This window comes from Microvirga rosea (assembly GCF_020595095.1).
Taxonomy (GTDB): Bacteria; Pseudomonadota; Alphaproteobacteria; order Rhizobiales; family Beijerinckiaceae; genus Microvirga; species Microvirga rosea.
This window is the reverse complement of sequence record NZ_JAJDOP010000003.1, coordinates 93,622-118,359: the sequence shown is the minus strand read 5'-3', so window position 1 is coordinate 118,359 and position 24,738 is coordinate 93,622. Positions and strand designations below refer to the sequence as shown.

The window sequence follows — 24,738 nt, the reverse complement described above, 5'->3', positions numbered from 1 at the left end:
ATCCAATGCTCGACATGGTTCGTACATTGCTTGAATCGTCTCCCTTGCTGGCGCTGTTTCTCGCCATTGCCACCGGCTATGCGATTGGACAGATCTCGATTGCAGGCGTCTCGTTCGGCGCAGGCGCTGTTTTGTTTACCGGTCTTCTCATCGGAGCCATCGCACCCAAGGCAGCGCCCCCTGGATTGGTCGGGACGTTAGGACTGGTCATGTTCGTCTACGGCGTCGGTATCCAGTACGGGCCGCAGTTCTTCACAAGCCTGAAGGGACCCGGCCTTAAGTACATCGCCCTCGCCGCGGTTGCTGTGATCGCCTCGCTCCTCGTGGCAGTGTCGCTTGCCCAACCGCTCGGCATTTCGCTGGCCACGGCGGCCGGATTGTTCGCAGGCTCGGGCACGAGCACGCCGACCCTCCAGGCCGCCTTGGTGGCAGCAGGAAATCAGGACCCGGCAATCGGCTACTCAGTCTCCTATCCCTTCGGGGTTGTCGGGCCGATTGTCCTGATGACCATCATGACTGCTTGGGTCAAGCCGACCTTCAAGGCGCCATCGCAGAATGTTCGGATCGCCGAACTGACCCTTGAGACCAAATGCGAGAACCGGACGGTCGCAGATCTTTCCGCGATTCTGCCATCCGACACCAAGATCGTCGCCGTCCGCCAGCATCATGTCAACGCGCCACCTGTTCCCGAAATGAGGCTCCATGAAGGAGATGGATTGCTGCTGGTCGGCAGTCCTACAAGCATCGAACAGGCAAAGGCGGTCATGGGGCGTGAGGACCCGGGCCGCATAAGCCGCGACCGTGCCAATTACGACGCGGTTCGCGTGTACGTTTCAAAAGGAACCTTCGTCGGCAGAACTATCGGCGAACTCCCGCTTCCCGACTTTCCTGTTCTGATTTCGCACATCCGCCGCGGCGACGCCGACCTCGTCGCATCGTCCGATCTCACAATCGAGTTTGGCGACGTGCTCGTGGCGGCTGTACCCTCGGATCGAAAGGCCGACGTTCAACGGCACTTCGGCGACAGCATCAAGGGCAACGCCGAACTCTCGTTCGTTTCCATAGGCGTGGGAATTGCACTGGGTCTCCTGCTCGGAATGATCCCGGTTCCCTTACCGGGCGGTGGCACCTTCAGCCTTGGTGTTGCAGGCGGACCGCTCATGATGGCGCTTGTCCTTGGCTGGCTTGGACGTACCGGTCCGCTCGGCTGGAAGATTCCCGTGGTCGCCAATCTGGTTCTGCGCAATCTCGGCCTGTCGGTGTTCATAGGCTCCGTCGCCATCGGCGCGGGCACCCCCTTCGTCCAGACTGTGGCCACCAACGGCATCCAGATCCTGCTTGGGGGTGCCGCTGTGCTGTTCACCCTGGTGCTGATTGTGCTGGTCGCAGGATATCTGTTGCGCATCCCCTTCGATGATCTGCTTGGGGTCTGCGCCGGCTCGACGGGCAATCCCGCGATTGTCGTTGCCGCAGGGCGCTTGGCTCCGACCGAGCGAACGGATATCGGCTATGCGATCTGCTTTCCGAGCATGACCATCGTCAAAATCATCGCCGTTCAGGTTCTTCTGAGCTGAACGACGCCGCTAGGCCTCTCCATGACGCTTGCACCATGGAGTCTGTCTGAACTCTGCTTGGATGCGCGGCGATTGTCACCGGCCGGGCACAGGCAGCCGATCCGCCGGACAAAGCTGCAGCGCGATAGAGGATGTCCAGACCTGCGCCGAGTTCGATGGGTAAAACTGTCAAGGCGATGTCCCATCCGGTCAAGCGTCGTACTCTCACTGACCTAGAGTGCCATCATCGGCGCTAACGATCTCCGATGACGGCGTGATCAGGTCAAGCGCAACGTCCCTGGGGAGGATACGATGCGGATTGCGCGATTCATCGGAACCGCTGCTCTTGGTCTAATACTGGTGCCACCCACAGGAATGGAAGAAGCGATCGCGCAGGCAAGCCTCACACCCTACCAAGGCGCTTGGCTTGCCGGAGGCCCCGACTGCGCCGAAATCTACTCAACAGCAGGGTCGGGCACATCGTTCAAGCGACCGATCAACATCTTTGCGCCCGCATTCGTCATCTCCGGCAACCGCCTGAGAACACCCCAAGCCTCGTGCCGCATAAAATCGGTCCAGCCTAGTGGAGACCGGCAGTTGCTCCTTCTCAGCTGCGCCAACGCCGTTGCTAGCGAGCAGGTGCGAGTGCTCATGGCGCCACAGCCAGGAGGTTCGCTCAGACGCTATTTCAACGACCAGGATACTGTCGGAACCGAATACCGGCAGTGTTCGCGGTGAAGATGGCGTCTACATCCCGCCCGAAAGCCTGATCGGAAGCGCCAAGGTCTCATGTCGAGCGGTTATGCACCGTCGTTCGACCGATAATGCGAAAGAATCCGTGCCCGTTCCCTGACAGCTGCTGACTGTGTCGATTCATCTCGTCCCATTGGTTGCGGCAGCTCTTTCAATGCGCCCCCAGCACCAAGGTCTGTATGGGATACATCAGCGCCTGGATGCGCAGGATCATGGCATGCACGAGCCCGACAGCGTCCACTCCATGAAGGATGATCCCCTTGAGATTGCCAACCTGACCCGAGGCGATCAAATCATGGTTGCTGGAGTACGCGTTGGCAATGCAACTGCTACCCGGAGTGACCCCGTCGAGCCCACCCTCGTAGAGCGGCTCCATGAAAACCAGGATTGTACCCGGCCGGGCCACCTGCTGCGGGTCGATCAGCTGCTCGCCGCTTCGGATCTGGCCGGCGGCGATGAAATCCTGCACTCCTGTCACCACCATCGGGATCACCGTCCATGGTTTTGATGCGCACGTCACCTCGGCCGCCATTCCAATCTTCATCACCTGTGCCTCGACCTGCGCGAACCCGGCTTGCAGTCGTCCCCTTCCGGCACCATCCGGGATCAGCACGCCGGCCGGACGCATGAGCGGGTTGACGATATCGCCCACACGCAAGGTGAACTGCTCCACCCGGCCATCGATACCCGCTTTTACAACGGTCTTGTCGAGCTCCACCTGCGCTTGCGCCATTTCAGCCTCTGCACTGGCCTTCTCGGCGGGCAAAAGAATAGAGAGGCGTGCTTCCGCCTGCGCCTTTGCGGCCATGGCGGCATTGATACTGCCCTGACGCCCCTGAACGGCGACTTGGAGCTTCTCGATGTCTCGCGTGGCAACGGCGCCGGGATTGCGCCTGTAGATCTCTTGCTTGGTCTCCAGTTCGTCCACTGCCTGCTGGTAGGCACTCTTCGCCTCGATGATCCGCCCTTCCGCACCCACGATGTCCGCTTGTGCAACCGTCATCGCCGCTTCGCTCTCGACGATCTTGCGGCGGGCCGTCTCCACTGCTGCCTCCTGTTTTGAATTGTCGAGCCTGAAGATCGGTGCGCCTTGTTTGACCGGGCCGCTCACGCCATCGACATAGACCTGCGCGACCCGCCCGTTGGTCTCCGGCAGGATCGGGATGGTGCGGAAAAAAGCCGTTGCGTTCGTTGTAGAGGGGTGATTGTAGAAGATCACCGTGATCAGCCCAATGGTGAGCATTAGGCAGGCGGTAATGCCCCACCTCAACTCGAACCAGACCGAGAACAGCGTGATCTCCTTGCCGAGCCGTTTGCCTTGGCCGTAGCGGCGGTAGAGATAATCCGGTAGAATGGTCAGCAGCGAGCAGAGAAGAAGCTCAAGCATGGATCTTTCCCTTCGATATCCGGGATGGAGTGATGGAAGGAGGAACCACAGCGGCTTCTTCTTTTTGCACTTCCGGCAGCGGCTCTGAAATGCCGACTTCGTCGGGTGCTTGCCCCATCCCCTCGCCGGGTTTCAGCCCCGCCATCTTCTCGAGCGATCCGGCGATGCGCCGCAGCGGATTGCCGAAGTCTGGCACATCGATCAAGGCGAGCAGAAGCCCTGCCACCCAGAAGATGTGCATGTGGGTGAAGAGCGCGAGTAAGCCCAATACCGCAACGATCTCGAACTGGATCTTCTGTGATTTGTGAGCCATGCGCTCGGGCATCGTGTGCAGGCGGAGAAACAGGATACCGACACCCAACACCGCCAGCACGAGCACCAACGCCATAACGACCATTAGGACATCGGTCTCACCGGGCGCGGTGATGAACATCGGAAGGTGGTGCGGCGCCACGGGATTCAGCGAAGATGTCATGCATGCTCTCCTGCAGATTTCCGTTCTTCATTCCACACTGAGCACATCCTTGTAATGATGCTGAGGCCGCTGTCGACACAGGTCGTCCAGGTTAGCCGTCACGCGAAAGGTAACCGACAGGTATGCCGCAGCGAGACGCATGTCATCGAGGTAGCGCTGCACCTCCCGCGCGATCGTCATCTCTATGGGGATGAATTCGCGCAACCGAGCTTGCGGTTTAACCATATTGAACCCGTTCGTCTGGTCGCTCGGCTGCATGGTACCACCCGACTGATCGAGGTTATCGCTTGGTTTCACTCCACCTGAGGAAGAAGCCGACGTCACCGGGCATACCGCCCGGCCATTCGATGATCATGGCATTCAATTTAAATCCGGCGTCTCGAAGCTGATCACGCCAGAGTTCATAAGCCTGACGTGGGCGCCCGGTCAGCGTGTCCGGCCATGTCGGGTCTGCATTGTTGATGGCCCGACCATGGTCCGTACAGATGGCATTGGGAAAGCGCATGACCATGAGCTCGGTCTGGCCGCGTTCCGCCGCCGCCCGCAGCTTTGCCTTCAGCGGCACGAGAATGTCTCTCAACTGCTCAGGCGTGAGCTCAAGCGGCTCGGACATCCGTCTAATCAGGCTCTCACGTGCCTTCTCAGCCCGGTCCATGCCCTCGAGCGACTTTGAAGCCTTCGCCATTTGCATCTCGGCCATGTAGTTTCGCAGATCGGCAGCCGACATGAACGTTTCGTCAGCAAGTTCGTGCTTGACCTTGCCGTCTTCGGGCTTTGTGTTCAGTGTTTCCATGACTTCAGTCTCCCTATTCAGGACGCGAGCCGAGCCTGCCCGGCATCGAGCACGCTCCGTGTCTGCCGGGCGATCACCAGTTCCTCGTTGGTCGGAATGACCCACGCAGTAGGTCCAGGCCCGAATGCGATCTGAGGGCCGCCTGCGCTGTTGGCGGCCTCGTGAAGGTTGAAGCCTGCCCATGGCAGGCCAGTCATCACCTCCGCGCGGGTGGCCACATCGTTCTCGCCGATGCCGGCCGTGAAGACGAGACCGTCGATCCCACCGAGTGCCGCTACCAACGATCCGATCTCACGACCGATGCGATACACGAACAGGTCAATGGCGCGCTTGGCGTTCACATCTCCTTTCGCCTTAGATCGCAAGATTCGCATGTCATTCGAGATTCCGGACACACCGAGGAGGCCGGACTTGGTGTAAAGCATGCGCTCCGCATCCTCCGGACTGAGCTTCATCTCGCGAAGCATGTAAAAGACGATGCCGGCGTCGATGGCGCCGCACCGGGTACCCATCGGCAGGCCGTCGAGAGCGGAAAAACCCATCGTGGTCGCGACGCTGGTGCCGCCGTTGAGAGCGCACAGGCTCGCACCGTTGCCAAGATGCGCGACGACCACCCGCCCGGCTGCCAGGCGCGGATCATAATCCTTGAGCACGGACGATATATAATCGTAGGAGAGGCCATGGAAGCCGTAACGCCGCACGCCGCGCTCGCGCATCCCGCTCGGCAAGGCGAACAGGGTGGCAATATCGGACTGGGTCTGGTGAAAGGCGGTATCGAAGCAGGCGACCTGCGGCATTCCGGGCAGGCGGCGGCGCACGATCCGGATCGGTTCCAGGTTGTGGGGCTGGTGCAGGGGAGCAAGCGGCACCAGCGCCTCAAGCCTTTGAATGACGCCGTCGTCGACCAGAACCGGCTTGGAGAAGGCGTCGCCACCATGAACCACCCGATGCCCGATGGCGATGGGCCTGCGTTCCTCCCGAAACCGGCTCAACCACGACACAAGGTGCATCAGCGCCTCCTCGTGTCCAATCGGGTCGCCGGAGCTCCAGGTCATCTCGTCAAGCGGGGCTCCGCTCGCATCCTTGACGATGAAATGCGCGGATCCCCCCAGACCTTCATAGAGGCCTTTCCAGACTAGCTCCGGCTCTGCTCCGTCCGGCATGTCGAAGACCTGGAACTTGAGGCTTGATGACCCCGCGTTGAGGACGATCAGGACGGGGATCATGGCTCAGACCTCCGCAAGGGCGAGCTGTTTGCGCTGCGCATCGGCAACCAGCGAGGCGACTGCGCAGGAAGCAAGGCGTGTGATTGTCGAGTCTGCCCGGCTCGTCAGGATGACAGGTACACGAGCCCCCAGCACGATGCCCGCGGCGTCCGCGTTGGCCAAAAAGGTCAGACTCTTGGCAAGCATGTTGCCGGCTTCAAGGTCCGGAACCACAAGGACGTTGGCCTGTCCGGCCACCGGGGATTGGATCCTCTTGATCGTGGCGGCCCCGAGATCGATGGCGTTGTCGAGCGCAAGCGGTCCGTCCAGGATCCCCCCTGTGATCTGCCCTCGGTCGGCCATCTTGCACAAAGCCGCGGCTTCGATGGTCGAGGGGACCTTCGGATTGACGGTCTCCATCGCGGACAGGATCGCAACCCGAACAAGATCGACCCCCAGCGCGCAAGCAAGGTCGATGGCGTTCTGAACGATATGGACCTTATCCTCGAGCGTCGGTGCGATGTTGACTGCGGCATCGGTGATGATCAGGGCAGTCTCATGGGTCGGAACGTCCATGACGAAGCAGTGGCTGATCCGGCGGGCGGTGCGCAGTCCCCCCTCGCGACGAACAATGGCGCCCATGAGTTCGTCCGTGTGCAGGCTGCCCTTCATCAGCGCCTCGGCTTGACCCGCTCGCACAAGATTGACGGCTTCATCGGCCGCAGCGTGGCTGTGCGGCGCGTCGACGATCCGGACCTGAGCAACATCCTGACCGAGCGCCTCTGCGGCGGCCTCTATCTTGCTCTGAGGCCCCACGAGAATCGGCTCGATCAGGCCCAGTCCGATCGCCTCGAACACCGCGGACAGCGAGGCTGAATCGCACGGATGCGCCACGGCCACCTTCAGCTTTGGAAGGGACTGGGCCGCCGCGATCAGCCGGTCGTACTTGTCATGCCGTCGCAGGGTCTGCTGAGACATGTCATGGACAGGAACCGCAGCCGTCATGATGGTCTTCCCCTGTGCTGTCGCAGCTTAAGACAGATGTGCCGAGGAACTTACTGTTTTGGGGCTCAAGCCCGTGTATGTGACCGCCCGGCCAGTTGATCCAAGCGAGTATGTCCCTTCCCTTCCAGGCTGCTTGACCCCTTGGGCCATTGCATTGACAGTTTGGGACTGCCGTCCAGCACGCAAGCAATATGATCATCGGGATCCAGGAGCTTTGTCTTGTGACTTATCTCGGCTTATCCGGTCGGAAACCGGCACGGGATCCGGGCGGAGTAATTTCCGGGAGCGCTTGGATCTCGGAACCCTGGGATGGCCAGCGCGCCATTCAGATGGAGTTCTTCCAGACCAGCGCCGGAAAGCACGCGTGAAGGCGCTCGGCTCGGAGTATCTCAGCGCCGCCGCGATCTGACCCAGCGCCATATCCGTGTTCTCCAGCAATTCGCACGCGATCTCGAAGCGTACTTCGTTAGCCACCTGCCGGAACGCTAGCCCCCGAGTACGCAGGTATCGGTTCATGGTGCGGCGATGCATTGAGAAAAGGTGCGCAATCCGGGCGGCCGAGCAGGCGTCCCGGAGCAGCTCGATCCGAAGTACCCTGCGAAGATCCTCAAGGAGTGCGTCGGATGCTTGAGGTACCCTCAGGCCGTCTATTTTGTCGGCGAATGACGTCTCCACCGCACCCTCCTTCGTCGTGTCACCGGCCGGTTGCCGACCCACCACAGCAAAGCACTCCCGGATCCGGGTGCTTGGTCCCTCGATACCTCTCCGGGATAACACCAAACCAACGGCTGCTATCCTGGCTGGACACCCTCTTCGGACTGCTTTCCCTTGACGAGGGTAAGAACTTGACGTGCGGCGGCTGGCTCAGCCTCATCACGGCCAGCCACTTGCACAGTGGGAAACGCAAACCGGATACCGTTCTCGTCGAAGGCCGTTTTGAGCATCGCGAACGCCTTGCGACGGATGACGAACTGCTCGCCAGGACGCGTCGTCATCTTCATTCGCAACTGGATGGCGAATTCGCCGAATTGCTCGACGCCCTGCATTTTCAGGGGCTCGATAATGTTAGGGGCGAACTCCGGATCCGCAGCTAGTTCCTTGCCAACCTGCTTGATGACTTTCTTTGCTTTGTCGAGATCGGTGTCGTAGGTGACATTGATAGTCACCTTGTCGATGACCCAGTCGCGGCTCATGTTCTCCACTGCCCCGAGCTGTCCATATGGAACAGTGAAGATCGGGCCACGATGGTGTCGTAACTTGACGGAGCGGAATCCAAGCGACTCCACGGTCCCTTTATAACTGCCGCTTTGGACGTACTCGCCCACCCGGAAGGCGTCGTCGAGCAGGTAGAAGATCCCACTGATGACGTCTTTCACCAGCGTCTGCGATCCAAACCCTACTGCGACGCCGAAAATACCCGCGCCAGCGATCAGAGGGCCGATCTCCACTCCCAATGATGAGAGCGCCATGAGAACGGCCACGGTAGCCAGCACGATGAATACGGCCATCCGCAGCATCGGTAGCAGTGTCCGAAGCCGTGCTTGTCGTAATGCCTCAGCACTACCCGGCAAGCCGGTGACCTGAGTGGCCGCAAGGCGTCGATCAACCTGCGTCTTCACGACCTGCCAGATGAAATCTGCCACCAGCAGGATCACCACGCTGCTCAGAACACCTCGCACAAGTCGCGTCGCGACCGTATCGCGGGTCGTCATTTCGCTCGGGTCGATCCCCCACACCCAAGCGAGGAACAAGGCAGCGCCAACCAGGAGAAGCGCGCGCACGCCCCGGTCCAGGTAAACGGCAGCAAGCTCATGGTTGTGGGAAGCCTCTGCACCCTCCGGAGGTCGCAGCAGGTGACGGGCGGACCGCTTCGTAATCTTGATTGCTTGCGGCAAAATGAGCGCGACGACCAGCAGCCAGAACAGCCCCATCAAGCTTGCAACCCACAGCCCCCACAGCACAAGCAAGCCGAGGGACAGCAACCACATTCTAAGGGCATAGTGCCGAGGACGATTTTCCGTTTCGGTTGCGACAGCCGAAGGCTGATCAGCCCATGTCCAAACGGTCCCTATCGCGATAGCCAAGAGGCCGATTCCCAGCGCGTAGGCCACAAGCCGGCGTCCATCCGGCGAGAACCCAAGGGTTCGCAGGAGCTCTACGGTGGCCCAGCCGAAAACAAACCAGCCGGCGAACAGCAGCAGGCGGTGATACCAGAACCGCGCCGCCTCGTCGGTCATGGGAATGACGCGAAGAGCTTCAGGATCGGAGTGGGCCGCGGACCGGGGCGCGAGCAGGATCCGGCCTCCTAGGAGAGCGACCCGAAGCAGGAGGACCGCAAACAGATAGGCGAGAACGGTACGCCTCAGCAGCGGCGGCCAGTCAAGGATAAGGAACGCGGCGATGCTTCCCAATCCGAAAATTGACAGATCGGCCAGACCGAAGGCCAAGCGCGAGCCGACTGCGCGCGCACGTTCCCCTGCTGTGCTCACCATGCGTGAGACGGCCCGCTGGCGCGCGGTGGCCGTGGCCCTCCTAAAAAACCACTCTGCCCCTGCGCCGAGGCTGAGGGAGCCAAGCATGAGGAGAATGATATCCAACAGCGATCGGCCCCGGAGTTCCTGAGAAAGCAAGTCGGCAGCCCCGCTGACCTCCTGCGAAAGACGAGGCACCGCCGCACCCAAGGCAGCAAGATGCGCCCGGATCGCCTCCACACGGGCAGCCAGAATCTCAGAGTGGATGTCCTGTAGCGGGGCCGCCTCCTCACCCTGTGTCACTGCGGGAGCGGCCGCAGTTTGCGCGCGAGCGGGATTGGCTTCGATCTGGATTACAGCCAGGAACACCAAGCACCACATGGCCCCGGCCAACGGACGGAAACTTGCCACTCTCATGATCTGCTCCGGTTCCGCTGCCTAGTGACAGCGATAGACGATCTGGGTGTGGGCGTTTGTGGCCTGCCGGGACCGGGGCGTGGCATGACGGTGGGACCTGGCTGCGCTTTCTGCGAACCCCACGATACACACGATGATATTCTCGATGGTCGTGCTGGCGGGAATAGCCAGCGCCGATATCGCCGACGCCGCGTTTGGACGCGAACGGATCCATCGGTTCATGCTGTCATCCTCCCTGGCTTCCCGGAGTGAGGAGGAGTACCCACGCTCGGCCGACCGGGAACAGCCAGTCGGATCACTTTAGCCACGCCCAAGGGGCGCGCTTGACCAGCTGTGACATTCCTTTGACAGTTTGGGCCGTCGTCGCGTCAGCCTTGACGGCCGTCTATCCGCCAAGCCGTGGGAGTGCGGCCGGACCAGCGCCGAAACGCCCGAGTGAACGCGCTGGCCTCTGAGTAACCGAGCGCGGCCGCGATCTCGGCAAGCGGCACCTCGGTATCCTCCAACAGTTGACGGGCGATCTCAAACCGGATCTCGCTGGTGATGGACCGGTATCCTACTCCGTTGCCCTTGAGGCGACGGCTCAGCGTGCGGCGATGCATCTCTAGCAGGTCGGCCACGTCCTCCGCCGAGCACCGATTGCTCGTCATCCGAGCACGTAGCAGCCGTCGGATGTCATCCGCGAAAGCGGAAGCCGTAGGTCCCTTCATTCCCTTGATCCGCTCCTCTAGCACGGCCCGTAGCAGAGGATCAGCCCCGGCCACCTTGCGCTCCAGGTCGCGGGACGCAAAGACCAAGGTCGCAACCTCCTGATTGAACCGAACAGAAGCCCTGAAATGGCGGCGGAAGGGCTCGGAATCCGCAGGCGCCACACGCGGCAACAGGACCTCCACCGGATTCCATTCGTGTCCGCACACCGCTCGAAGGGCATTAACGGCCACCGCCAGGGATCCGTCCGTGATCTGGTCGACGCTCTCCGTCTCTGGTTGGTAGACCGAAAAGGTGAATAGGGCCACGTCGCCCATTGTCGTCAGAGATGGCACGGAACCGCGATTTTGTATGCTGAGGTTGGACACGAGAGCCCGCAAGGCGTCTCCAACCGTTTCCGAGTGCTGCATCAGCCGCCCGACTATGCCCAGTGACAGGATCGTGGCTCGCTGGCCCACCAGCAGGCCAAAATGAGGGCACTGAGTGCGAGCCACGCATAGGGTGAGCAAATGCCCCAATGAGGCATGTGGGATCACGTTCGCGCCGTCGTCGAAAAGGCGCGGGTCGAGCCCAGCCTCGCGTATGATCGGCTCCGGATCGATGCCGAATTCCCGCAGGATCGGGGCAATCTCCTTGACCACCCCCAAGTGTATGTAGCCAGGAGGAAGCGTCCGGCCGGATCGCTGAGTCGAGAAAGGATCATGTTCCTCGGCGGCCGTGGACGAAAGCACAATGTCCTTCATCGTCGTCACCCCTCGCGTCATGCCGAGAGCGATCGCACGACTATGAGGCTGACGTAGCCGGACGCGCTCGCTTTGATTTACATCAGATTAACATAGTTAAATCCAGCTTTGACCCAAGCTTGAGGAACAAACCTACTCCTTTTTCTCTTAGTCGATACGGTCCAGCCGTTCTCCCGGCCAAGCTTTGTGCTCACAAATTGGTAATGCCGCCGCGATCGCCACAATCTCGGGACCATCCGTCTCCCAAGCATCCTGGTTGTCCCGAACTGCCAAGCAATCGTCCCGAAGTGTCAAGCAATCTCACATGGAGCACCCTAGCGTCTCGTCCGGCGGGTGAGGTGAACGGGTCAAGCTGGGAAGGCAAACTGCGAGGAAAGTATCAAAATGCGCCCGTGCCGCACAGGCGCAACGCACCAAAGCCATGCAAGTGACGGGCAACTGCTTGGAACGGGATATGTCACAACAAATTTGGGTCACCCAAAACGATGCCGAGGAAATGCGGGAGAGGCACGGATCGCATTTGGCTTCCCTCTGGCCTTTCTTCCGGTGGAATCGACCACGTATGGGATGTGCCGCTGCAGCGGCCGTTACGTTTCTGGCTGCTGGCTGCACCCTCACATCTAACGACGCGCCTCCGTCGGCCAGTGCCGCGGCTCCAGCAGCCTTTGCGCGGGAGCGCTTGGTTGGGCAGTGGGGGGTCGCGTCATTCCACACCGATAAGGATCGACAAAGGACGGAGCGCGAGGCTCGGGCACAGTGCAGCCAGCCTTATAGAATTGCCAAAGGCCCGACCGACGGCGTGATGATGCACGTCGCAGACGATCCCAAGATCTATGAGCTCAGGCTCAAGGGCGATACCTCAAACAGAACCTTCCTCGGCTTCGAGGCTCCTCCGGGCGACCCGCAGGATCGTGAAATCCTGACAGCGACCGACAATTTGATGACCATGCGCTTCGTCGATCCGGACGCAAACCGACGCTATGGCACATTCGTGTACGTTCGCTGCGGCGCGTAACCCCGGTAGGCCAGCAATCGGAGGATAGCACCTTGCAGCACCAACGAACCAGCCATCACCAAACCTCCGTAGGTTGCAAGGCGCTGGCAGTAATCGCTTGGCTCTCGCTGACGATAAGCCTCGCCGACCCGGCTGCGGCCCAGGCCCAGGCCAAGCTTTCGCAGGAGACGTTTGAGATCGGTGACGAGCCAGGCCGCATCTCGACGGAGGAGGTCATCATCAGCGACGGCCCCTATGCCCGGCAGATGGTGTTCTTCAGATCGAGCGAGGCGCCAGGCACAGTTGTCATCCATACATCGGAGCGCTTCCTCTATGTCGTCCAGGGTAACAACAGGGCCCTGCGCTACGGCATTGGCGTTGGACGCGAAGGGTTTCAATGGTCCGGACTGGTGCAGGTGAGCCGCAAAGCCGAGTGGCCGGATTGGCGGCCGCCGCCGGAGATGATCGCTCGCCAACCTTACCTCCCGCGTTTCATGGCTGGCGGGCCGGGCAATCCGATGGGCGCACGGGCACTCTATCTCGGCTCGACAGTGTTTCGCATTCACGGCACAAACCAGCCGGAGACGATCGGCCACGCCATCTCGTCCGGCTGCTTCCGCTTGGCTAACGGCGACATCATCGACCTCTATGGACGGGTGCCAATCGGAACGAAAGTGGTGATCCGCCACGGTGCTAGCCTGTAAACGGCCGACCCCGCCGGAGCCTGAATAACCACAAAAAGGGCCTATCATGCGTCGGAGACCGAGGATCATGTTGAGCGTAGCAAAAACCCTTATACGCGCGGGATTGATGACTATTCTAGCCGTCCCTGCAGGCGCGGGAACTCTCGATACGGTGAAGCAACGAGGCACTCTGCAATGCGGTGTCAGCGAGAACTTGTTCGGGTTCTCAGAACGCACCGATCAGGATCAGTGGTCAGGCTTCGACGTCGATTTTTGTCGGGCTGTCGCCGGCGCCATCTTCGGGGACCGAGCCAAGGTGACGTTCGTGCCACTCTCCGCCGGGGACAGGTTCGATGCTCTGCGTGCCAATCGGGTAGACTTGCTGTCCCGAAACTCAACCTGGACCCTCGAACGGGAGGCCGGGCTTGGGCTCGCATTCGCCGGCATTACCTACCATGATGGACAAGGTTTCATGGTGATGAAGGATCTCTCTGTCACCTCGGCGCTCGAACTTGAGCGTGCCAGGATATGCGTCGAGACGGGAACCACGAGCCAACTCAATTTGGCGGACTATTTCCGCACCAACTCGATGACCTTCGAGGAGCGCGCCTTTCCGAATGCGGCAGAGGCTCTTGCCGCCTTCCAGTCAGGTCAGTGCAATGTTCTGACGCGCGACCAATCGGCGCTCTTCGCCGAGCGTCTGAAGCTATCTCGCCCGAACGATGCGATCATCCTTCCAGACATCATCTCGAAGGAGCCGCTTGGGCCGGTGACGCGGGCAGATGATTTCTCATGGTTCACCATCGTGAAGTGGGTGAACTTTGCTCTGGTTAATGCTGAGGAGCTTGGCATTTCGTCAGCAAATGCAGACGAGGCAAGGACCTCGCACAAACCCGACGTGCGTCGCTTCGCGGGGCTGGAGGGCGGAACCGGAAGAATGCTGGGCCTGGATGACAACTGGGCCCTGTACGCTGTTCGGGCGGCGGGCAATTACGCCGAGATCTACGAGCGTAATCTCGGTGTCGGATCGCGGCTTGGCATCCCGCGTGGCCTCAACCAGCTCTGGAGCATGGGGGGCATCCTCTACGCCCCGCCGATCCGATAGCAACGACCCTCCAAGGTCCGACGCGGCGTTGCCTGCTGGGGGCGCCCTAAGAAGAGAGGATTGGGCGCCGTACGATCTCATGGTCAAAGACCATCGAGAACGGAAGTTCGAAGACCAGCTCGTCCGCGGCATTCATGACCTCGATGATGTAATCTCGTGGGTCCCGGCCGCAGACCGTGAACGCGATCCGCATATGCCGGGCTGCAAAGCATGTCATGACGAAGGCGGTCTCAACATCATGAAAGTCTAGTCCAAACTCATCGCGGCTGAGTTCCCGGTGAGCGTCCCTGACATGAAAGAAGAAGCGAGGCATGGACTCCTCCCATTCCCACACAGCGTCAACCGCGCCGCTATTATCCCTGGATCCGGAGTTTCTTCTTGTCCGCTTGGGACAATCGCTTTGCACTTCGGGCCTCAACCTCGCCGAAAAAGCCCGGATGCCTATCCTGGCAGTCGCGTCGGACGCGGATCGTACGAGAACGATGCTGAAAGAAGCGCTCGTTACGGGACGAACCACGCCAAGGTCGTATCGCAACCATGACGCGTCCCAAACTGACAAGGCAGCGTCTCAAGGCATCAAGCAGCCTGTGTCCCAATCGTTAGGCTGGCACGCGTTGCAATCAGGAGGCGACCATGCGGAAGGGAATGATCGGTACCATCACAGCTTTGTTCATCGTCAGTGCGTCCTTGGTCCATGCCCAGCAAACGCCCCCGGGCGCTGGAAACAAACCCGAGAGCGAACGGCTGAATCCGTCGGAATTCAAGATGCTCACTGATATTCGGGTCGGCGTGATCAGAGCAGCGCTGCAACTCACGCCGGAGCAGGAGAAGCTCTGGCCTGCGGTTGAGGAAGCGATCCGCGCTAGAGCCGAGACACGCTACCGTCGGCTGACTTCCCTGGGAGAGGCCATGGGCCAATGGCGCGACATTGATCCGGTTCAATTCTACCGCACCCGTGCCGAAGTCTTGACGGACCGTGCAGCAGGTCTGAAGAAACTTGCTGATGCATGGCAACCGCTTTACCAGAGCCTCAGCCCCGACCAGAAGATGCGGCTAAGGCTCGTAACCGTGCATGCGATAGAGGGTTTGCGCGCCGCTGTGGAAAACCGCCGAATGGAAATAGATGATGGGGAGGACGTCGAATTCCTGGTACCCATGCCATGACGCATGGACCATAGGTGGTTCATTAGGGTCGCAGGAACCGGAGAGGGATGTCCAAAAATGGCAAGCCATCGTCACGTCCGGTCAAGCGATGAAAGCGAACCTGGCTATACTGGCCGTTGGTCGGCATTCGCAGCGAGCCTGAATAGCGCCCAGACCTGTGGACGTACGACTCCAGCATTTCAGCGACGCGGTGCATGCCATGAAGCATCAGAAGCCTTCGGAAAACGAGCGAGCCGAGGTCGACGCGACAGTTGTTGCCGATGACCGAGGGACGATGAAGCGGAAAGAATTCGAGAGCGAACTGAGAAAGCTTCAGGTTGAGCTCGTGCGACTGCAAACCTGGGTCAAGGCGACAGGAGCCAGGATCATTGTGGTGTTCGAGGGTCGCGACACCGCTGGCAAGGGCGGCGTGATAAGCCGGATCACCCAACGGGTTAGCCCGAGGGTGTTCCGACATGTCGCCCTTCCCGCTCCGACGGAGCGGGAGAAAAGTCAGCTCTATATCCAGCGTTACATCGCCCAGTTCCCGGCCGCCGGCGAAATCACCCTGTTCGACCGATCCTGGTATAACCGTGCCGGGGTTGAGCGTGTCATGGGCTTCTGTACGAACGACGAGTACGAGCGCTTCATGCGTCTTGCGCCATCGTTCGAGAAAGAGATCGTCGACAACGGTATTATCCTTCTCAAGTACTTTCTTGATGTCAGCCAGGACGAGCAAAGGCGGCGCTTTGCCGACCGGATCGAGGATCCCGTAAAGCACTGGAAGCTAAGCCCGATGGACACGGAGTCAGTGCGCCGTTGGTGGGACTACACTCTTGCATACCAGGACATGCTACGTAGCACCGACACCCCACATGCCCCATGGTACATCGTTCCGTCAGACGATAAGCGGCGTGCTCGCTTAAACCTGATCGCCCATATGCTGAGCAAGATTCCATACAAGAAAGTTAAAGTCGACCTGCCGAAAGTACCCAAAGCCGAGCCGAGGCCTAAGGGTGCCAAGGAAGGACTTCACACGGCGAATATCGTGCCGTCCGAGTACTAAGCAGTCACGAGGGAGAATCCTGGAGCGCGGTTATGACCGGCATGCATTCAGTGGATCCGCTTCCCTCCGGCCCGGTAGGAGATACAACGGCGCCCGCCGGTAAAGGTAATAAAACCGAGGGGCATGAGTGCGCAGGCATACAGAGCGCGGCATCGGCCTCCCTTGGAATCAGCGGCAGGGCCAAGTGGCTGCGCTGGATGCCTGGGCTCAGCACTCTCCTCCATTACAAGGCGGCATGGCTCAGACACGATGTCGTGGCCGGTCTCGTACTAGCGACTATGCTCGTCCCCGTCGGAATCGCCTATGCCGAGGCATCCGGCCTACCAGGGATTTGCGGCCTCTATGCCACGATCGTCCCTCTACTCGTCTACGCGGTGTTCGGTCCGAGCCGCATCCTCGTCCTTGGGCCGGACTCTGCCCTCGCGGCCGTCATCCTCGGAATTGTGCTTCCGTTATCCGGCGGCGATCCACAGCGTGCGGTCATCCTCGGCGGCATGATGGCTGTTGTGTCCGGAACGGTCCTGATCTTGGCAGGGCTGGGACGCCTGGGCTTCGTGACCGAACTTCTGTCCAAGCCGATCCGCTACGGCTATATGAACGGAATCGCCCTGACCGTCTTGATCAGCCAGCTTCCCAAGCTTTTTGGCTTTTCGATCGAGAACATGGGACCATTGCGGGACCTGTGGGCGATCGGTGGGGCCATTCTGTCCGGCAAGACGAACTGGGCAGCCCTGTCGATCGGTCTCGGCGCCTTGACGGCCATCCTGTTGCTGCGGGGCAGCAAGCGTGTGCCCGGCATCCTCGTTGCGGTCGTTGGTGCCGCCATCCTCGTCGGTATGTTTAACCTTGCGGAGCGTCATGACGTCTCGATCCTCGGCTCCCTGCCCCAGGGTCTGCCCCGCTTTGCGATTCCCTGGATCGGGATCAGCGACATCGTTCCGGTGCTAATCGGGGGCTGTGCAGTTGCTATGGTGTCATTCGCCGACACCAGTGTGCTTTCCCGTGCCTACGCTGCGCGAACCCGCACCGACGTCGATCCCAACCAGGAGATGGCGGGGCTCGGAGCCGCCAATCTGGTCACCGGCTTCTTCCAAGGATTTCCGATCAGTAGCAGCAGCTCGCGTACTCCTGTGGCAGAAGCTGCTGGAGCGCGAACGCAACTGACTGGCGTCGTCGGAGCACTCGCCATCGCCTTGCTGTTGATGACGGCACCCGACCTCCTGCGCAACCTGCCGACCTCCGCCTTGGCAGCCGTGGTAATCGCGTCAGCCATCGGGCTATTCGAGGTGGCCGAGCTGCAGCGGATCTATAAGATCCAGCAGTGGGAATTCTGGCTCTCGATCGTCTGTTTCGCCGGCGTCGCTGTACTTGGTGCCATTCCGGGGATCGGATTGGCGATCGTAATCGCCATTATTGAGTTTCTGTGGGACGGCTGGCGTCCGTACTCTGCGGTTCTCGGGCATCCAGCCGGCATCGAGGGATACCACGACGTCACACGCTATCCGGAAGCCCACCGGATTCCCGGTCTCGTGCTGTTCCGCTGGGATGCACCCCTGTTCTTTGCCAACGCAGAACTGTTCCGCGAGCGCGTGCTTGCGGCCGTCGCTGAATCCCCCACTCCGGTGCGTTGCGTCGTCGTCGCAGCAGCGCCCGTCACGAGTGTTGACGTGACTGCGGCCGACGCATTGACCGAACTTGACGATGCCCTACTGGCGCGCGAGATCGAGCTTCGATTTGCCGAACTGAAGGACCCGGTCAAGGACAAGCTGAGAAGATTTGGGCTATTCGAAAGGTTCGGTGAAGCGCGATTATTTCCCACGATCGACGCGGCCGTGTCGCGATTTCACGGAACGACATGAAGGGAGCCCGGCGATGACTATCGAGATCGAGAGCAGGTCATAATGAAGCACGATGGATGGTGCACGCCAGAATCCGGCGACCGACATCACCAGGGCTATCTTTGCAGCGGCAAGATCGCCGTCGCGATTCAGCGAGGAGGCAACGGATGACGAGCGCTACCGAAGCTGGCGCCTTGCCGACAGACTAGGGGCAACCCTGGGGATGTGGAACGAAGCCCACGAGGGAGAAGATGTGTCATGAAGCGAGAGAAATCCCTAAGGAAACAACGGAAGCTTCAGGATTTGACGGCGAAAGCTCTTCGCCGCAGCGAAAAACTGGCTAGCACGCTTACTAAGCTGACGGTCAGGGGCGACCTTAATGACGCTTCAATCGGAACACTCCTCAAGAAACTGGAGCAGGCGCTGCCGCAGTTGCGTCGGCTCTCTGGTCAGCGGAATGGTTCGCAGCCCAAGGGGGATGAACAACGAGATCGAACGAACGTCGGGACTTTCGCGCATGAGGCTCCATCCTCGCCGAAATCTGAAAAACGAAAGGCCAAGCGGCAGGCTGTTCTCGCCTCAGCAGCGCCGGAATAGTAGTGGGCCTCACGGTCAAATCTGGGATTGCTGAGCAACGCACCTCCCTGAGCGTTGTGGACCGCAGCCCGTCCTTCCAGGCATCAAGACCGGTTACGCATGGCCTGCCTCAGCACCTCGAAGATGACTGCCGTTGACCAGCCGAACAGCAACACCCCGTTCATAGCGGCAGCCGGCCCGAGCAGGCGCCAGCGCTCGACCGGCACAACGTCGCCATAGCCGAGCGTCGTATAGTTGACGAACGCGAAATACATGGCATCCGCTCGAGCAGGCGCCACATCCAGGATCGCATAGGCGAGCGCCCAGGTCGTCACCTCGGCGGCATGAGCCATCATCAGGATGGCAACTGTTGCAACCATAACGACAGCGAGCCACGGTTGGGATCCACCGCGGCGCCACTTTAGGGAGCGGCGGGCGATATCGACAACCCCGGCCATCACCACGGCATGGATGGCGATATTGCCGAGACTGATGGCTCCGCCGAGGAGAAGCTGTCGCAGCATGATCCCACTCCTACTGTGTACCCGCCGGGATCAGGTAAAGGATAGCCGCGATGATCAGGTAGAGCGCAAGCAGTTGCGCACCCTTGAACCAATTGGACTGGCCTGTCGTAGTCACGGTCGCCCCGAGCAGGACTGCCCCGAACAGCATCCACATTTCCGCCTGCGAGAACATCAGCCGGAACTGCGGCTGTCCCATGGCCGGCGCGATCAGCACCAGAATCGGAGCTACGAACAGAGCGATCTGCACGCAGCTTCCCAGGGCGATGCCAATGCTGAGATCGGGACGGTTGGCTCGGCCCATGGCGATGGCGGAGCCGGACTCGGCAGCGCCGCCGACAAGCGCGAGCACGATCACCCCCATGAACATCTGTGACATGCCCAGCGCGTGCCCGGCCTGCTCGGCGGCCCCGACCAGGATCTCGCTCATCCAGGCTGCGCCGAGCGATGCAACCAGCAGGGTTACAATTCCCCACACAAGACTCGGGTGCTCGCCTGTATTCTCCTCCGATGACGGCGAGTTCAGCTCAGCGAAGGTCTCCGGGTGAGTTCTCAGGGAATACAACAGGAAGAGCCCGTAGAGGCCGAGCAGCACGACGGCCACGAGGAGGTCCAGGGTGGCGTGCACGCCAGAGTGAGGTTCGGACTCCAAGGCGCGGTGAAATGCGCTCGGCAGCGCAAGGCCGATCCACGCCAACATCATGGTCGAGGAGTAGCTCCGGATCGCGTTCGGATTGTACTCTTGATTGTGGTAGCGCAAGCCGCCGAACAAGAAGGAAGCGCCGAGCGCTACCAGCAGGTTGGCAAGAAGCGCTCCAACGACGGAGGCACGCACCATTTCCAACAGGCCTGCCCGCAAGGCCGCCGTGGCGATGATCAGCTCTGGCAAGTTGCCGAAGGTGGCGTTGAGGAGGCCTCCTACAGTGGCGCCGGTGTGGGCGGCAACCTGTTCTGTGCCCTGAACGATGAGCTTGGCAAACGGTACGATCGCTAGAGCGGCGCAGAAGAAGACTACCCCCGCCGGCACGGTGCCGGCATACCGGAACAAAGCTGCAACGGGCGCGAGAACCAGGAGCCACAGGAGGGAGGGTCTGAATGGAACTGACCGCGGCATTCCCATTGCAGTCACGGGACGTATTTTGAGACGCGACTTATCCATCATGGCCTCATGCCCTATTTCGGCAAGGGGTGGCGAAAGCACCACCTTAGGCCGGACCTTACGCCTTGCTTGATCGGCCGGGACAATCCATTGACAGATTGGGCCTAACCGGCCTGAATCCGCTTTCAGACCGGCTCGACTCAGCTCAATGATCGCGAGGCGATGACGCAACATCGTCAGGATGAAGTGTCCGCGGGCGACTGGTCCTGAGAGCAAGGCCCCAATGTGCCACGGCCTCCAAGGCCTTTAGCCTCGATGAGCGCCATAGCCGCTGAAGGTTAGCCGGGTTTTGCTGATCGACGGCTGCTATCTGTTCCGATGGTGGGCTATGCACTGAAAACACGCTCTGCACGCCAGGCCGTTGGAGTTTGGCCCGACCAACGGCGAAAGGCGCGCGTAAACGCGCTCGGCTCGGAGTAGCCAAGGGCCGTTGCGATTTCCCCAAGCTGCAACTCGGTCTCCTCCAACAATTGCCGAGCAAGCTCAAACCGAATCTCGTTCGTCATGGACCGGTATCCCTGGCCGCTAACCTTGAGACGACGACTCAGGGTCCGGCGGTGCACAGCCAGCAACCGAGCCATGTTTTCTGCCGAGCAGCCGGCGCTCATCAGCCGCGTACGCAACAATCGCCTGATGTCGTCAGAGAACCCGGAGCCCGCATCGGCTCTTAATCGCCGCATGCGCTCCTCCAGCACGGTGCGCAGGAGCGGATCGGCCCCGGCCACCTTGCGCTGCAACTCCTCAGCTGGGAACACCAGCGTGGCGCTCTTCTGGCTGAACCGAACCGGAACCCGGAAATGATGCCGGTAGGGATCCGGATCAGCCGGTTTCGCACGAGACAGGAGCACTTCGGCCGGTCTCCATTCGGAGCCGCACAAAGCTCGCAGCGCATTGACCACGATAGCTATCGACGCATCGATGATCTGATCAGCACTCTCGTCCTGCGGTGAAAGGACAGCAAATGTGAGCGAGACCATGCCGTCAGCGGTCGTCAAAGAGGCAACTACGGCACGATCCTGGACCCCTAGATTCGACACAAGTCCATCCAACGCCGCGCCCACAGTCTCCGAGTGCTGCATCAGGCGCCCGATCAGGTCCATTGACAGGATGTTGGCGCGGCAGCCCACCAGCAATCCGAAGTGCGGGCAGTCGGTATGGACCACGCACAGGGTGTACAACCGGGCCAAGGCGGCAAACGAAACGATGTTCGTGCCATCAGCAAACAAGTTGGGATCAAGTCCGGCAGCGCTGATAATCGGGTCAGGATCAAGGCCGAGCTCGCGCAGGACTGGGGCGATCTCCTTGTTGGCACCGAGGTGGATGTAGCCGGGAGGAATTGTTCGCCCATCGAGCGCCGATGCGAATGATGGGACCATAATCGGCTGGCCGGGACTAACCCGTGCGCCGTTGCGTGCCGGATTTGTATCATCGCTCATCGTCGTACCCCATCGGGTTCGAAGGACCGATCTGAGGACTGCGTGGCAGCTGCCTACAACCGCGGAGCCCCGGCGAATTTACGCTAGCACGTGATCCCCTGGCCGTCGCGCGCCAAGTAGAAGTCCGTCAGTCGCAAGGGATCTTGGCACCCAGTACCGCGCGGACACAGGCTTCAGGACATGCCATAGGCTAGACCATGCCCGCGTGCTCCAGTTACTTTGGGCAGACATCCCAAAAACCCTGGGTGCGCTGCGGATTGGTATAGTACCAGCAAGACCCGGCTGCTGGCGCAGGTGAACTCACATAGGCCGTAGCCGCGGCTGCCGTCACGAAACCGAGTGCCGCTCCAGCGGCCACCGCAGCTCCGGGCCGCCACCAGTATGACGGAGGCCGGTACCACCCGCCTGCCGGCACAGGAGGCCGATATCCGGGACGGACAGCGACATTGCCGGCAGGACCGCGCGCAGCGGCCCCACCATAAGGTCCCCGCGCTGCGACCCCGCCCTGAGGGCCGCGCGCCACCGCTCCCCTCGGCCCGCGTGCAACTGCGCCGCCCCGGGGACCGCGCGCTGCCGCTCTCGCGTACTCAAGGTTCCCATTCTTGACGACTTCAGGCAGTTTAGACGGTAACTTCATTCGTTCGTCGGACGGCAGGGAGCTCGCCTCGATTGGTGTCCCAATGACAGTCAGCACACCGAACATACAGGCTGCTCCGAACGTCCGAACGATGACCTGGCCTGAACGCTGGTTGTGCATGCACCTCTCCCCTCAACATTGAGCGAGCCAGAGCGCAGCACCCGCGCTGCCGCTGGATCAGAGGTCCAGGAAGGACTGCCTCCGCGGAGCAGTCCCTGCTCTTGGATAAGCATCCTGGGTTCACATCACTATGCTTGATACTTCGGGACAAGCACTTTGCAGTTTGAGACAAGCAACGCTGGGGTCCTGTGGCGTTCGACTGGCAATCTGGTTCGACAACATGGCGGTGCGCTTTCGAACGCTCTTTCTAACGATATCACATTCGGCAACCTGGCTTTCAACGTCTGAAGCCACACTGCCCCTGATCTATGCCGTACTGCTATCGCCCGCTCAGGCGCTGACCTATCACCGCAACCAATGTCAGGAACAGCACTATGGTACGGCTCCCCTTCGCCCAGCCTGCCATCTCCGCGCGGATCCCTGCCTGCGCGGAGATGAAAGTGCCGGGATGGGACCGCATGTCTTTCAAAGCGAGACCAAAGAGCTCACGCTCTCACCGAGCTCTTGTTCTGATTTCTATTCTCGATGGGAAGGTAAAAGGATCCGGAACTCACAGCTACCCCGGTTCAGCATCAAGAGCTGCGGCGACCTCAGTGTCCCTCGCACGCATTGCTGTTCAGGGTTCCGGACTTGCTAGACGTCAATCTGGAATGACGGCGGCGGCACGCTTGTCATTCCGGGGCGAGCGTCGCAAGAGCCCGGAACCCATAGACGCCAATGGCTCGGTTAATGCGCTATGGTATTCGTCGCATTCTTTTCCGGCAGCGCCCCGGTTAGCGGAGATCAAATTGACTTCCGGAGACCAAGCGCCGGTGCAGCATGAAGTCCCGCGATCTTGGCAACATAATCCGCATGCCGATGACTGCCTGATTTTCCCAGTACCGCTTTAATGTGCGTCCGTGCTGTTTCACGGCTTATCTTCAAGGCCGCCGCAATCTCGTTTGCCGTCATGGCCTTCGCAAGCAGCTTGGCGACTTTTGCTTCCGCTGGGGTGAGACCGAACAAAGCAGCCAGAACGCTTCGTCGCGGCACGACGGATGCCTCGGGGAGAGCTGGAACCAGCACCCACTTTCCACCGAAGAAGAGTTCCACCCCGATGCCGTGCAATGGAACAAGATGAATAACTGCAGGGCCCCCCGTCGCTTGCGGCTGCAATGCAATCGAACGGGCCGCAGAGTCCGCCTTTTGCTGCGTCTCAGCGAGAAGTCGGCGAAACACACGATCAGTCCTCGTGTCCGCGAAAGACAAGACCTGGTTTGGAACAGCTAACGTCGATCCGAGGATTTCGTTGAAACCCGGCGTGACGAGAAGCGCAGCTCCTTGCGCGTCGATAACCACGCCGCAATACCCGAGCGCTGCGAGGGTGTCCAGTGTCGCACTCATGCTTTGGGAAGCCAGAATGCGCGACCTCTCCGCCGCATGTATGATATGCGGCTGAAGCCTCTCAAGCTGCTCGACTGCGCGTGCATCGAAAGTTCGTGCATTGCCGCTATTCCGGATCACCGTGATGAGAGAGTCATTGCTGCTTAGTCGCGCAACCGTGCCTGTGCTGGCTCCTCGAAAGTTTGCATCGTCGCTCGCGTCGATCGCCGATACGATCAACCTAACTTCGTCAGCCTCCAAAAAGCGGAAGTCCCGCTTTGCTCCGACATTGAGCGAGAAAGGTATTTCCTGACGTGCTGCGCCGTCCCTTTTTCGTTGAGCAGCATGCGATACGTTTGCCCCGGCAGCCGCGAGCCACCGGTATCCTCTTTGACTCCTAATGAGCAGCACACATTCGGTACTCCCCGTTTCCTGCGCAATTTGCCCCAGCACCTTTGGCCAATACTGCGGCTCGAGTTCAGCCGCGCGAAGATTGCTACTCAGCTTGTTACCGCTGTCCTCTCGACCAGCCATTCGCCTCCGTCCCGATGTATCTGGATAAGTTGCGCGCCCTACGCAGCGCTAAGA

The 24,738-nt window shown here is 60.5% G+C and carries 23 protein-coding genes; 9 read left to right on the top strand and 14 right to left on the bottom strand.

Features of this window, described 5'->3' with window-relative positions:
* Window positions 1-5 precede the first annotated feature (5 nt).
* A complete protein-coding gene (locus tag LJD17_RS08605; protein WP_227383771.1) occupies window positions 6-1,574 on the top strand; it encodes an aspartate:alanine exchanger family transporter in 1,569 nt (522 codons plus the stop codon).
* An 883-nt stretch (window positions 1,575-2,457) separates the two neighbouring features.
* Here the strand turns inward: LJD17_RS08605 and LJD17_RS08595 are convergent.
* The 8 genes from LJD17_RS08595 to LJD17_RS08560 all read right to left on the bottom strand — a co-directional run bounded on the left by LJD17_RS08595 (window position 2,458) and on the right by LJD17_RS08560 (window position 9,882).
* Window positions 2,458-3,693 carry an HlyD family secretion protein gene (locus tag LJD17_RS08595; RefSeq protein WP_227383770.1) on the bottom strand — a complete coding sequence of 412 codons (1,236 nt, stop codon included), beginning with the start codon at window positions 3,691-3,693 and terminating at the stop codon, window positions 2,458-2,460.
* Window positions 3,686-4,168, bottom strand: a complete 483-nt coding sequence (locus tag LJD17_RS08590; RefSeq protein WP_227383769.1) for a hypothetical protein — start codon at window positions 4,166-4,168, stop codon at window positions 3,686-3,688. The genes LJD17_RS08595 and LJD17_RS08590 overlap by 8 nt, the downstream gene beginning before the upstream one ends.
* 27 nt (window positions 4,169-4,195) lie before the next feature.
* Window positions 4,196-4,426 (bottom strand): hypothetical protein, encoded by a 231-nt coding sequence (locus LJD17_RS08585; protein WP_227383768.1) that lies wholly within the window; start codon window positions 4,424-4,426, stop codon window positions 4,196-4,198.
* Between the two features lie 22 nt (window positions 4,427-4,448).
* Window positions 4,449-4,961, bottom strand: coding sequence for a hypothetical protein (locus tag LJD17_RS08580; protein ID WP_227383767.1), 513 nt, complete (start codon window positions 4,959-4,961; stop codon window positions 4,449-4,451).
* Between the two features lie 17 nt (window positions 4,962-4,978).
* Window positions 4,979-6,187: an acetate/propionate family kinase gene (locus tag LJD17_RS08575; RefSeq protein ID WP_227383766.1), complete on the bottom strand. Its 1,209-nt coding sequence runs from the start codon at window positions 6,185-6,187 to the stop codon at window positions 4,979-4,981.
* Window positions 6,188-6,190: 3 nt separating this feature from the next.
* Window positions 6,191-7,171 (bottom strand): phosphate acetyltransferase, encoded by a 981-nt coding sequence (locus tag LJD17_RS08570; RefSeq protein ID WP_227383765.1) that lies wholly within the window; start codon window positions 7,169-7,171, stop codon window positions 6,191-6,193.
* 195 nt (window positions 7,172-7,366) lie between these two features.
* Window positions 7,367-7,846: a helix-turn-helix domain-containing protein gene (locus LJD17_RS24015; RefSeq protein WP_319799687.1), complete on the bottom strand. Its 480-nt coding sequence runs from the start codon at window positions 7,844-7,846 to the stop codon at window positions 7,367-7,369.
* A gap of 116 nt (window positions 7,847-7,962) precedes the next feature.
* Window positions 7,963-9,882: a mechanosensitive ion channel family protein gene (locus LJD17_RS08560; RefSeq protein WP_227383764.1), complete on the bottom strand. Its 1,920-nt coding sequence runs from the start codon at window positions 9,880-9,882 to the stop codon at window positions 7,963-7,965.
* 310 nt (window positions 9,883-10,192) lie between these two features.
* On the opposite strand from LJD17_RS08560, the gene LJD17_RS08555 reads away from it, so the two are divergent.
* Entirely contained in the window at window positions 10,193-10,363 is a 171-nt protein-coding gene (locus LJD17_RS08555) for a hypothetical protein (protein WP_227383763.1), read from the top strand.
* A 64-nt stretch (window positions 10,364-10,427) separates the two neighbouring features.
* Here the strand turns inward: LJD17_RS08555 and LJD17_RS08550 are convergent, their stop codons facing one another.
* Window positions 10,428-11,510, bottom strand: a complete 1,083-nt coding sequence (locus LJD17_RS08550) for an AraC family transcriptional regulator (RefSeq protein WP_227383762.1) — start codon at window positions 11,508-11,510, stop codon at window positions 10,428-10,430.
* An 802-nt stretch (window positions 11,511-12,312) separates the two neighbouring features.
* On the opposite strand from LJD17_RS08550, the gene LJD17_RS08545 reads away from it, so the two are divergent.
* From LJD17_RS08545 to LJD17_RS08535, 3 genes are all read left to right on the top strand, one after another.
* Complete coding sequence (locus LJD17_RS08545) at window positions 12,313-12,525, top strand: hypothetical protein (RefSeq protein ID WP_227383761.1); 213 nt, start codon at window positions 12,313-12,315, stop codon at window positions 12,523-12,525.
* Between the two features lie 32 nt (window positions 12,526-12,557).
* Window positions 12,558-13,208 carry a L,D-transpeptidase gene (locus LJD17_RS08540; protein WP_227383760.1) on the top strand — a complete coding sequence of 217 codons (651 nt, stop codon included), beginning with the start codon at window positions 12,558-12,560 and terminating at the stop codon, window positions 13,206-13,208.
* A 67-nt stretch (window positions 13,209-13,275) separates the two neighbouring features.
* Window positions 13,276-14,292, top strand: coding sequence for an amino acid ABC transporter substrate-binding protein (locus tag LJD17_RS08535; protein WP_227383759.1), 1,017 nt, complete (start codon window positions 13,276-13,278; stop codon window positions 14,290-14,292).
* Between the two features lie 46 nt (window positions 14,293-14,338).
* On the opposite strand, the gene LJD17_RS08530 is transcribed toward LJD17_RS08535, so the two are convergent.
* Window positions 14,339-14,605 (bottom strand): DUF6894 family protein, encoded by a 267-nt coding sequence (locus LJD17_RS08530; protein ID WP_227383758.1) that lies wholly within the window; start codon window positions 14,603-14,605, stop codon window positions 14,339-14,341.
* Between the two features lie 320 nt (window positions 14,606-14,925).
* Here LJD17_RS08530 and LJD17_RS08525 point away from each other — a divergent pair, with 320 nt between their 5' ends.
* The 4 genes from LJD17_RS08525 (at window position 14,926) to LJD17_RS08510 (ending at window position 18,936) form a co-directional block, all read left to right on the top strand.
* On the top strand, window positions 14,926-15,456 hold the full coding sequence (locus LJD17_RS08525) for a Spy/CpxP family protein refolding chaperone (RefSeq protein ID WP_227383757.1): 531 nt from the start codon (window positions 14,926-14,928) through the stop codon (window positions 15,454-15,456).
* A 199-nt stretch (window positions 15,457-15,655) separates the two neighbouring features.
* Window positions 15,656-16,501, top strand: coding sequence for a polyphosphate kinase 2 (gene ppk2 / locus LJD17_RS08520; RefSeq protein ID WP_406600781.1), 846 nt, complete (start codon window positions 15,656-15,658; stop codon window positions 16,499-16,501).
* Window positions 16,502-16,698: 197 nt separating this feature from the next.
* Window positions 16,699-18,360, top strand: coding sequence for a SulP family inorganic anion transporter (locus tag LJD17_RS08515; RefSeq protein WP_227383756.1), 1,662 nt, complete (start codon window positions 16,699-16,701; stop codon window positions 18,358-18,360).
* A gap of 237 nt (window positions 18,361-18,597) precedes the next feature.
* Window positions 18,598-18,936, top strand: a complete 339-nt coding sequence (locus LJD17_RS08510; RefSeq protein ID WP_227383755.1) for a hypothetical protein — start codon at window positions 18,598-18,600, stop codon at window positions 18,934-18,936.
* Between the two features lie 83 nt (window positions 18,937-19,019).
* On the opposite strand, the gene LJD17_RS08505 is transcribed toward LJD17_RS08510, so the two are convergent.
* The 4 genes from LJD17_RS08505 to LJD17_RS08490 form a co-directional block, all read right to left on the bottom strand.
* Entirely contained in the window at window positions 19,020-19,439 is a 420-nt protein-coding gene (locus LJD17_RS08505) for a potassium channel family protein (protein ID WP_227383754.1), read from the bottom strand.
* A gap of 10 nt (window positions 19,440-19,449) precedes the next feature.
* Window positions 19,450-20,598, bottom strand: coding sequence for a calcium/proton exchanger (gene cax, locus LJD17_RS08500; RefSeq protein WP_227383753.1), 1,149 nt, complete (start codon window positions 20,596-20,598; stop codon window positions 19,450-19,452).
* A 323-nt stretch (window positions 20,599-20,921) separates the two neighbouring features.
* Window positions 20,922-22,031: an AraC family transcriptional regulator gene (locus LJD17_RS08495; protein WP_227383752.1), complete on the bottom strand. Its 1,110-nt coding sequence runs from the start codon at window positions 22,029-22,031 to the stop codon at window positions 20,922-20,924.
* Between the two features lie 1,540 nt (window positions 22,032-23,571).
* A complete protein-coding gene (locus LJD17_RS08490) occupies window positions 23,572-24,684 on the bottom strand; it encodes a helix-turn-helix transcriptional regulator (protein ID WP_227383751.1) in 1,113 nt (370 codons plus the stop codon).
* Window positions 24,685-24,738: the final 54 nt, after the last annotated feature.

Excerpts from the sequence above, each read along its gene's own strand:
- LJD17_RS08605 (WP_227383771.1), top strand. The coding sequence starts at position 6 with ATGCTCGACATGGTTCGTACATTGCTTGAATCGTCTCCCTTGCTGGCG.
- LJD17_RS08595 (WP_227383770.1), bottom strand. The coding sequence starts at position 3,693 with ATGCTTGAGCTTCTTCTCTGCTCGCTGCTGACCATTCTACCGGATTAT.
- LJD17_RS08590 (WP_227383769.1), bottom strand. The coding sequence starts at position 4,168 with ATGACATCTTCGCTGAATCCCGTGGCGCCGCACCACCTTCCGATGTTC.
- LJD17_RS08585 (WP_227383768.1), bottom strand. The coding sequence starts at position 4,426 with ATGCAGCCGAGCGACCAGACGAACGGGTTCAATATGGTTAAACCGCAA.
- LJD17_RS08580 (WP_227383767.1), bottom strand. The coding sequence starts at position 4,961 with ATGGAAACACTGAACACAAAGCCCGAAGACGGCAAGGTCAAGCACGAA.
- LJD17_RS08575 (WP_227383766.1), bottom strand. The coding sequence starts at position 6,187 with ATGATCCCCGTCCTGATCGTCCTCAACGCGGGGTCATCAAGCCTCAAG.
- LJD17_RS08570 (WP_227383765.1), bottom strand. The coding sequence starts at position 7,171 with ATGACGGCTGCGGTTCCTGTCCATGACATGTCTCAGCAGACCCTGCGA.
- LJD17_RS08555 (WP_227383763.1), top strand. The coding sequence starts at position 10,193 with ATGATATTCTCGATGGTCGTGCTGGCGGGAATAGCCAGCGCCGATATC.
- LJD17_RS08550 (WP_227383762.1), bottom strand. The coding sequence starts at position 11,510 with ATGAAGGACATTGTGCTTTCGTCCACGGCCGCCGAGGAACATGATCCT.
- LJD17_RS08545 (WP_227383761.1), top strand. The coding sequence starts at position 12,313 with ATGATGCACGTCGCAGACGATCCCAAGATCTATGAGCTCAGGCTCAAG.
- LJD17_RS08535 (WP_227383759.1), top strand. The coding sequence starts at position 13,276 with ATGTTGAGCGTAGCAAAAACCCTTATACGCGCGGGATTGATGACTATT.
- LJD17_RS08530 (WP_227383758.1), bottom strand. The coding sequence starts at position 14,605 with ATGCCTCGCTTCTTCTTTCATGTCAGGGACGCTCACCGGGAACTCAGC.
- LJD17_RS08525 (WP_227383757.1), top strand. The coding sequence starts at position 14,926 with ATGCGGAAGGGAATGATCGGTACCATCACAGCTTTGTTCATCGTCAGT.
- ppk2 (WP_406600781.1), top strand. The coding sequence starts at position 15,656 with ATGAAGCATCAGAAGCCTTCGGAAAACGAGCGAGCCGAGGTCGACGCG.
- LJD17_RS08515 (WP_227383756.1), top strand. The coding sequence starts at position 16,699 with ATGCCTGGGCTCAGCACTCTCCTCCATTACAAGGCGGCATGGCTCAGA.
- LJD17_RS08510 (WP_227383755.1), top strand. The coding sequence starts at position 18,598 with ATGAAGCGAGAGAAATCCCTAAGGAAACAACGGAAGCTTCAGGATTTG.
- LJD17_RS08505 (WP_227383754.1), bottom strand. The coding sequence starts at position 19,439 with ATGCTGCGACAGCTTCTCCTCGGCGGAGCCATCAGTCTCGGCAATATC.
- cax (WP_227383753.1), bottom strand. The coding sequence starts at position 20,598 with ATGATGGATAAGTCGCGTCTCAAAATACGTCCCGTGACTGCAATGGGA.
- LJD17_RS08495 (WP_227383752.1), bottom strand. The coding sequence starts at position 22,031 with ATGAGCGATGATACAAATCCGGCACGCAACGGCGCACGGGTTAGTCCC.
- LJD17_RS08490 (WP_227383751.1), bottom strand. The coding sequence starts at position 24,684 with ATGGCTGGTCGAGAGGACAGCGGTAACAAGCTGAGTAGCAATCTTCGC.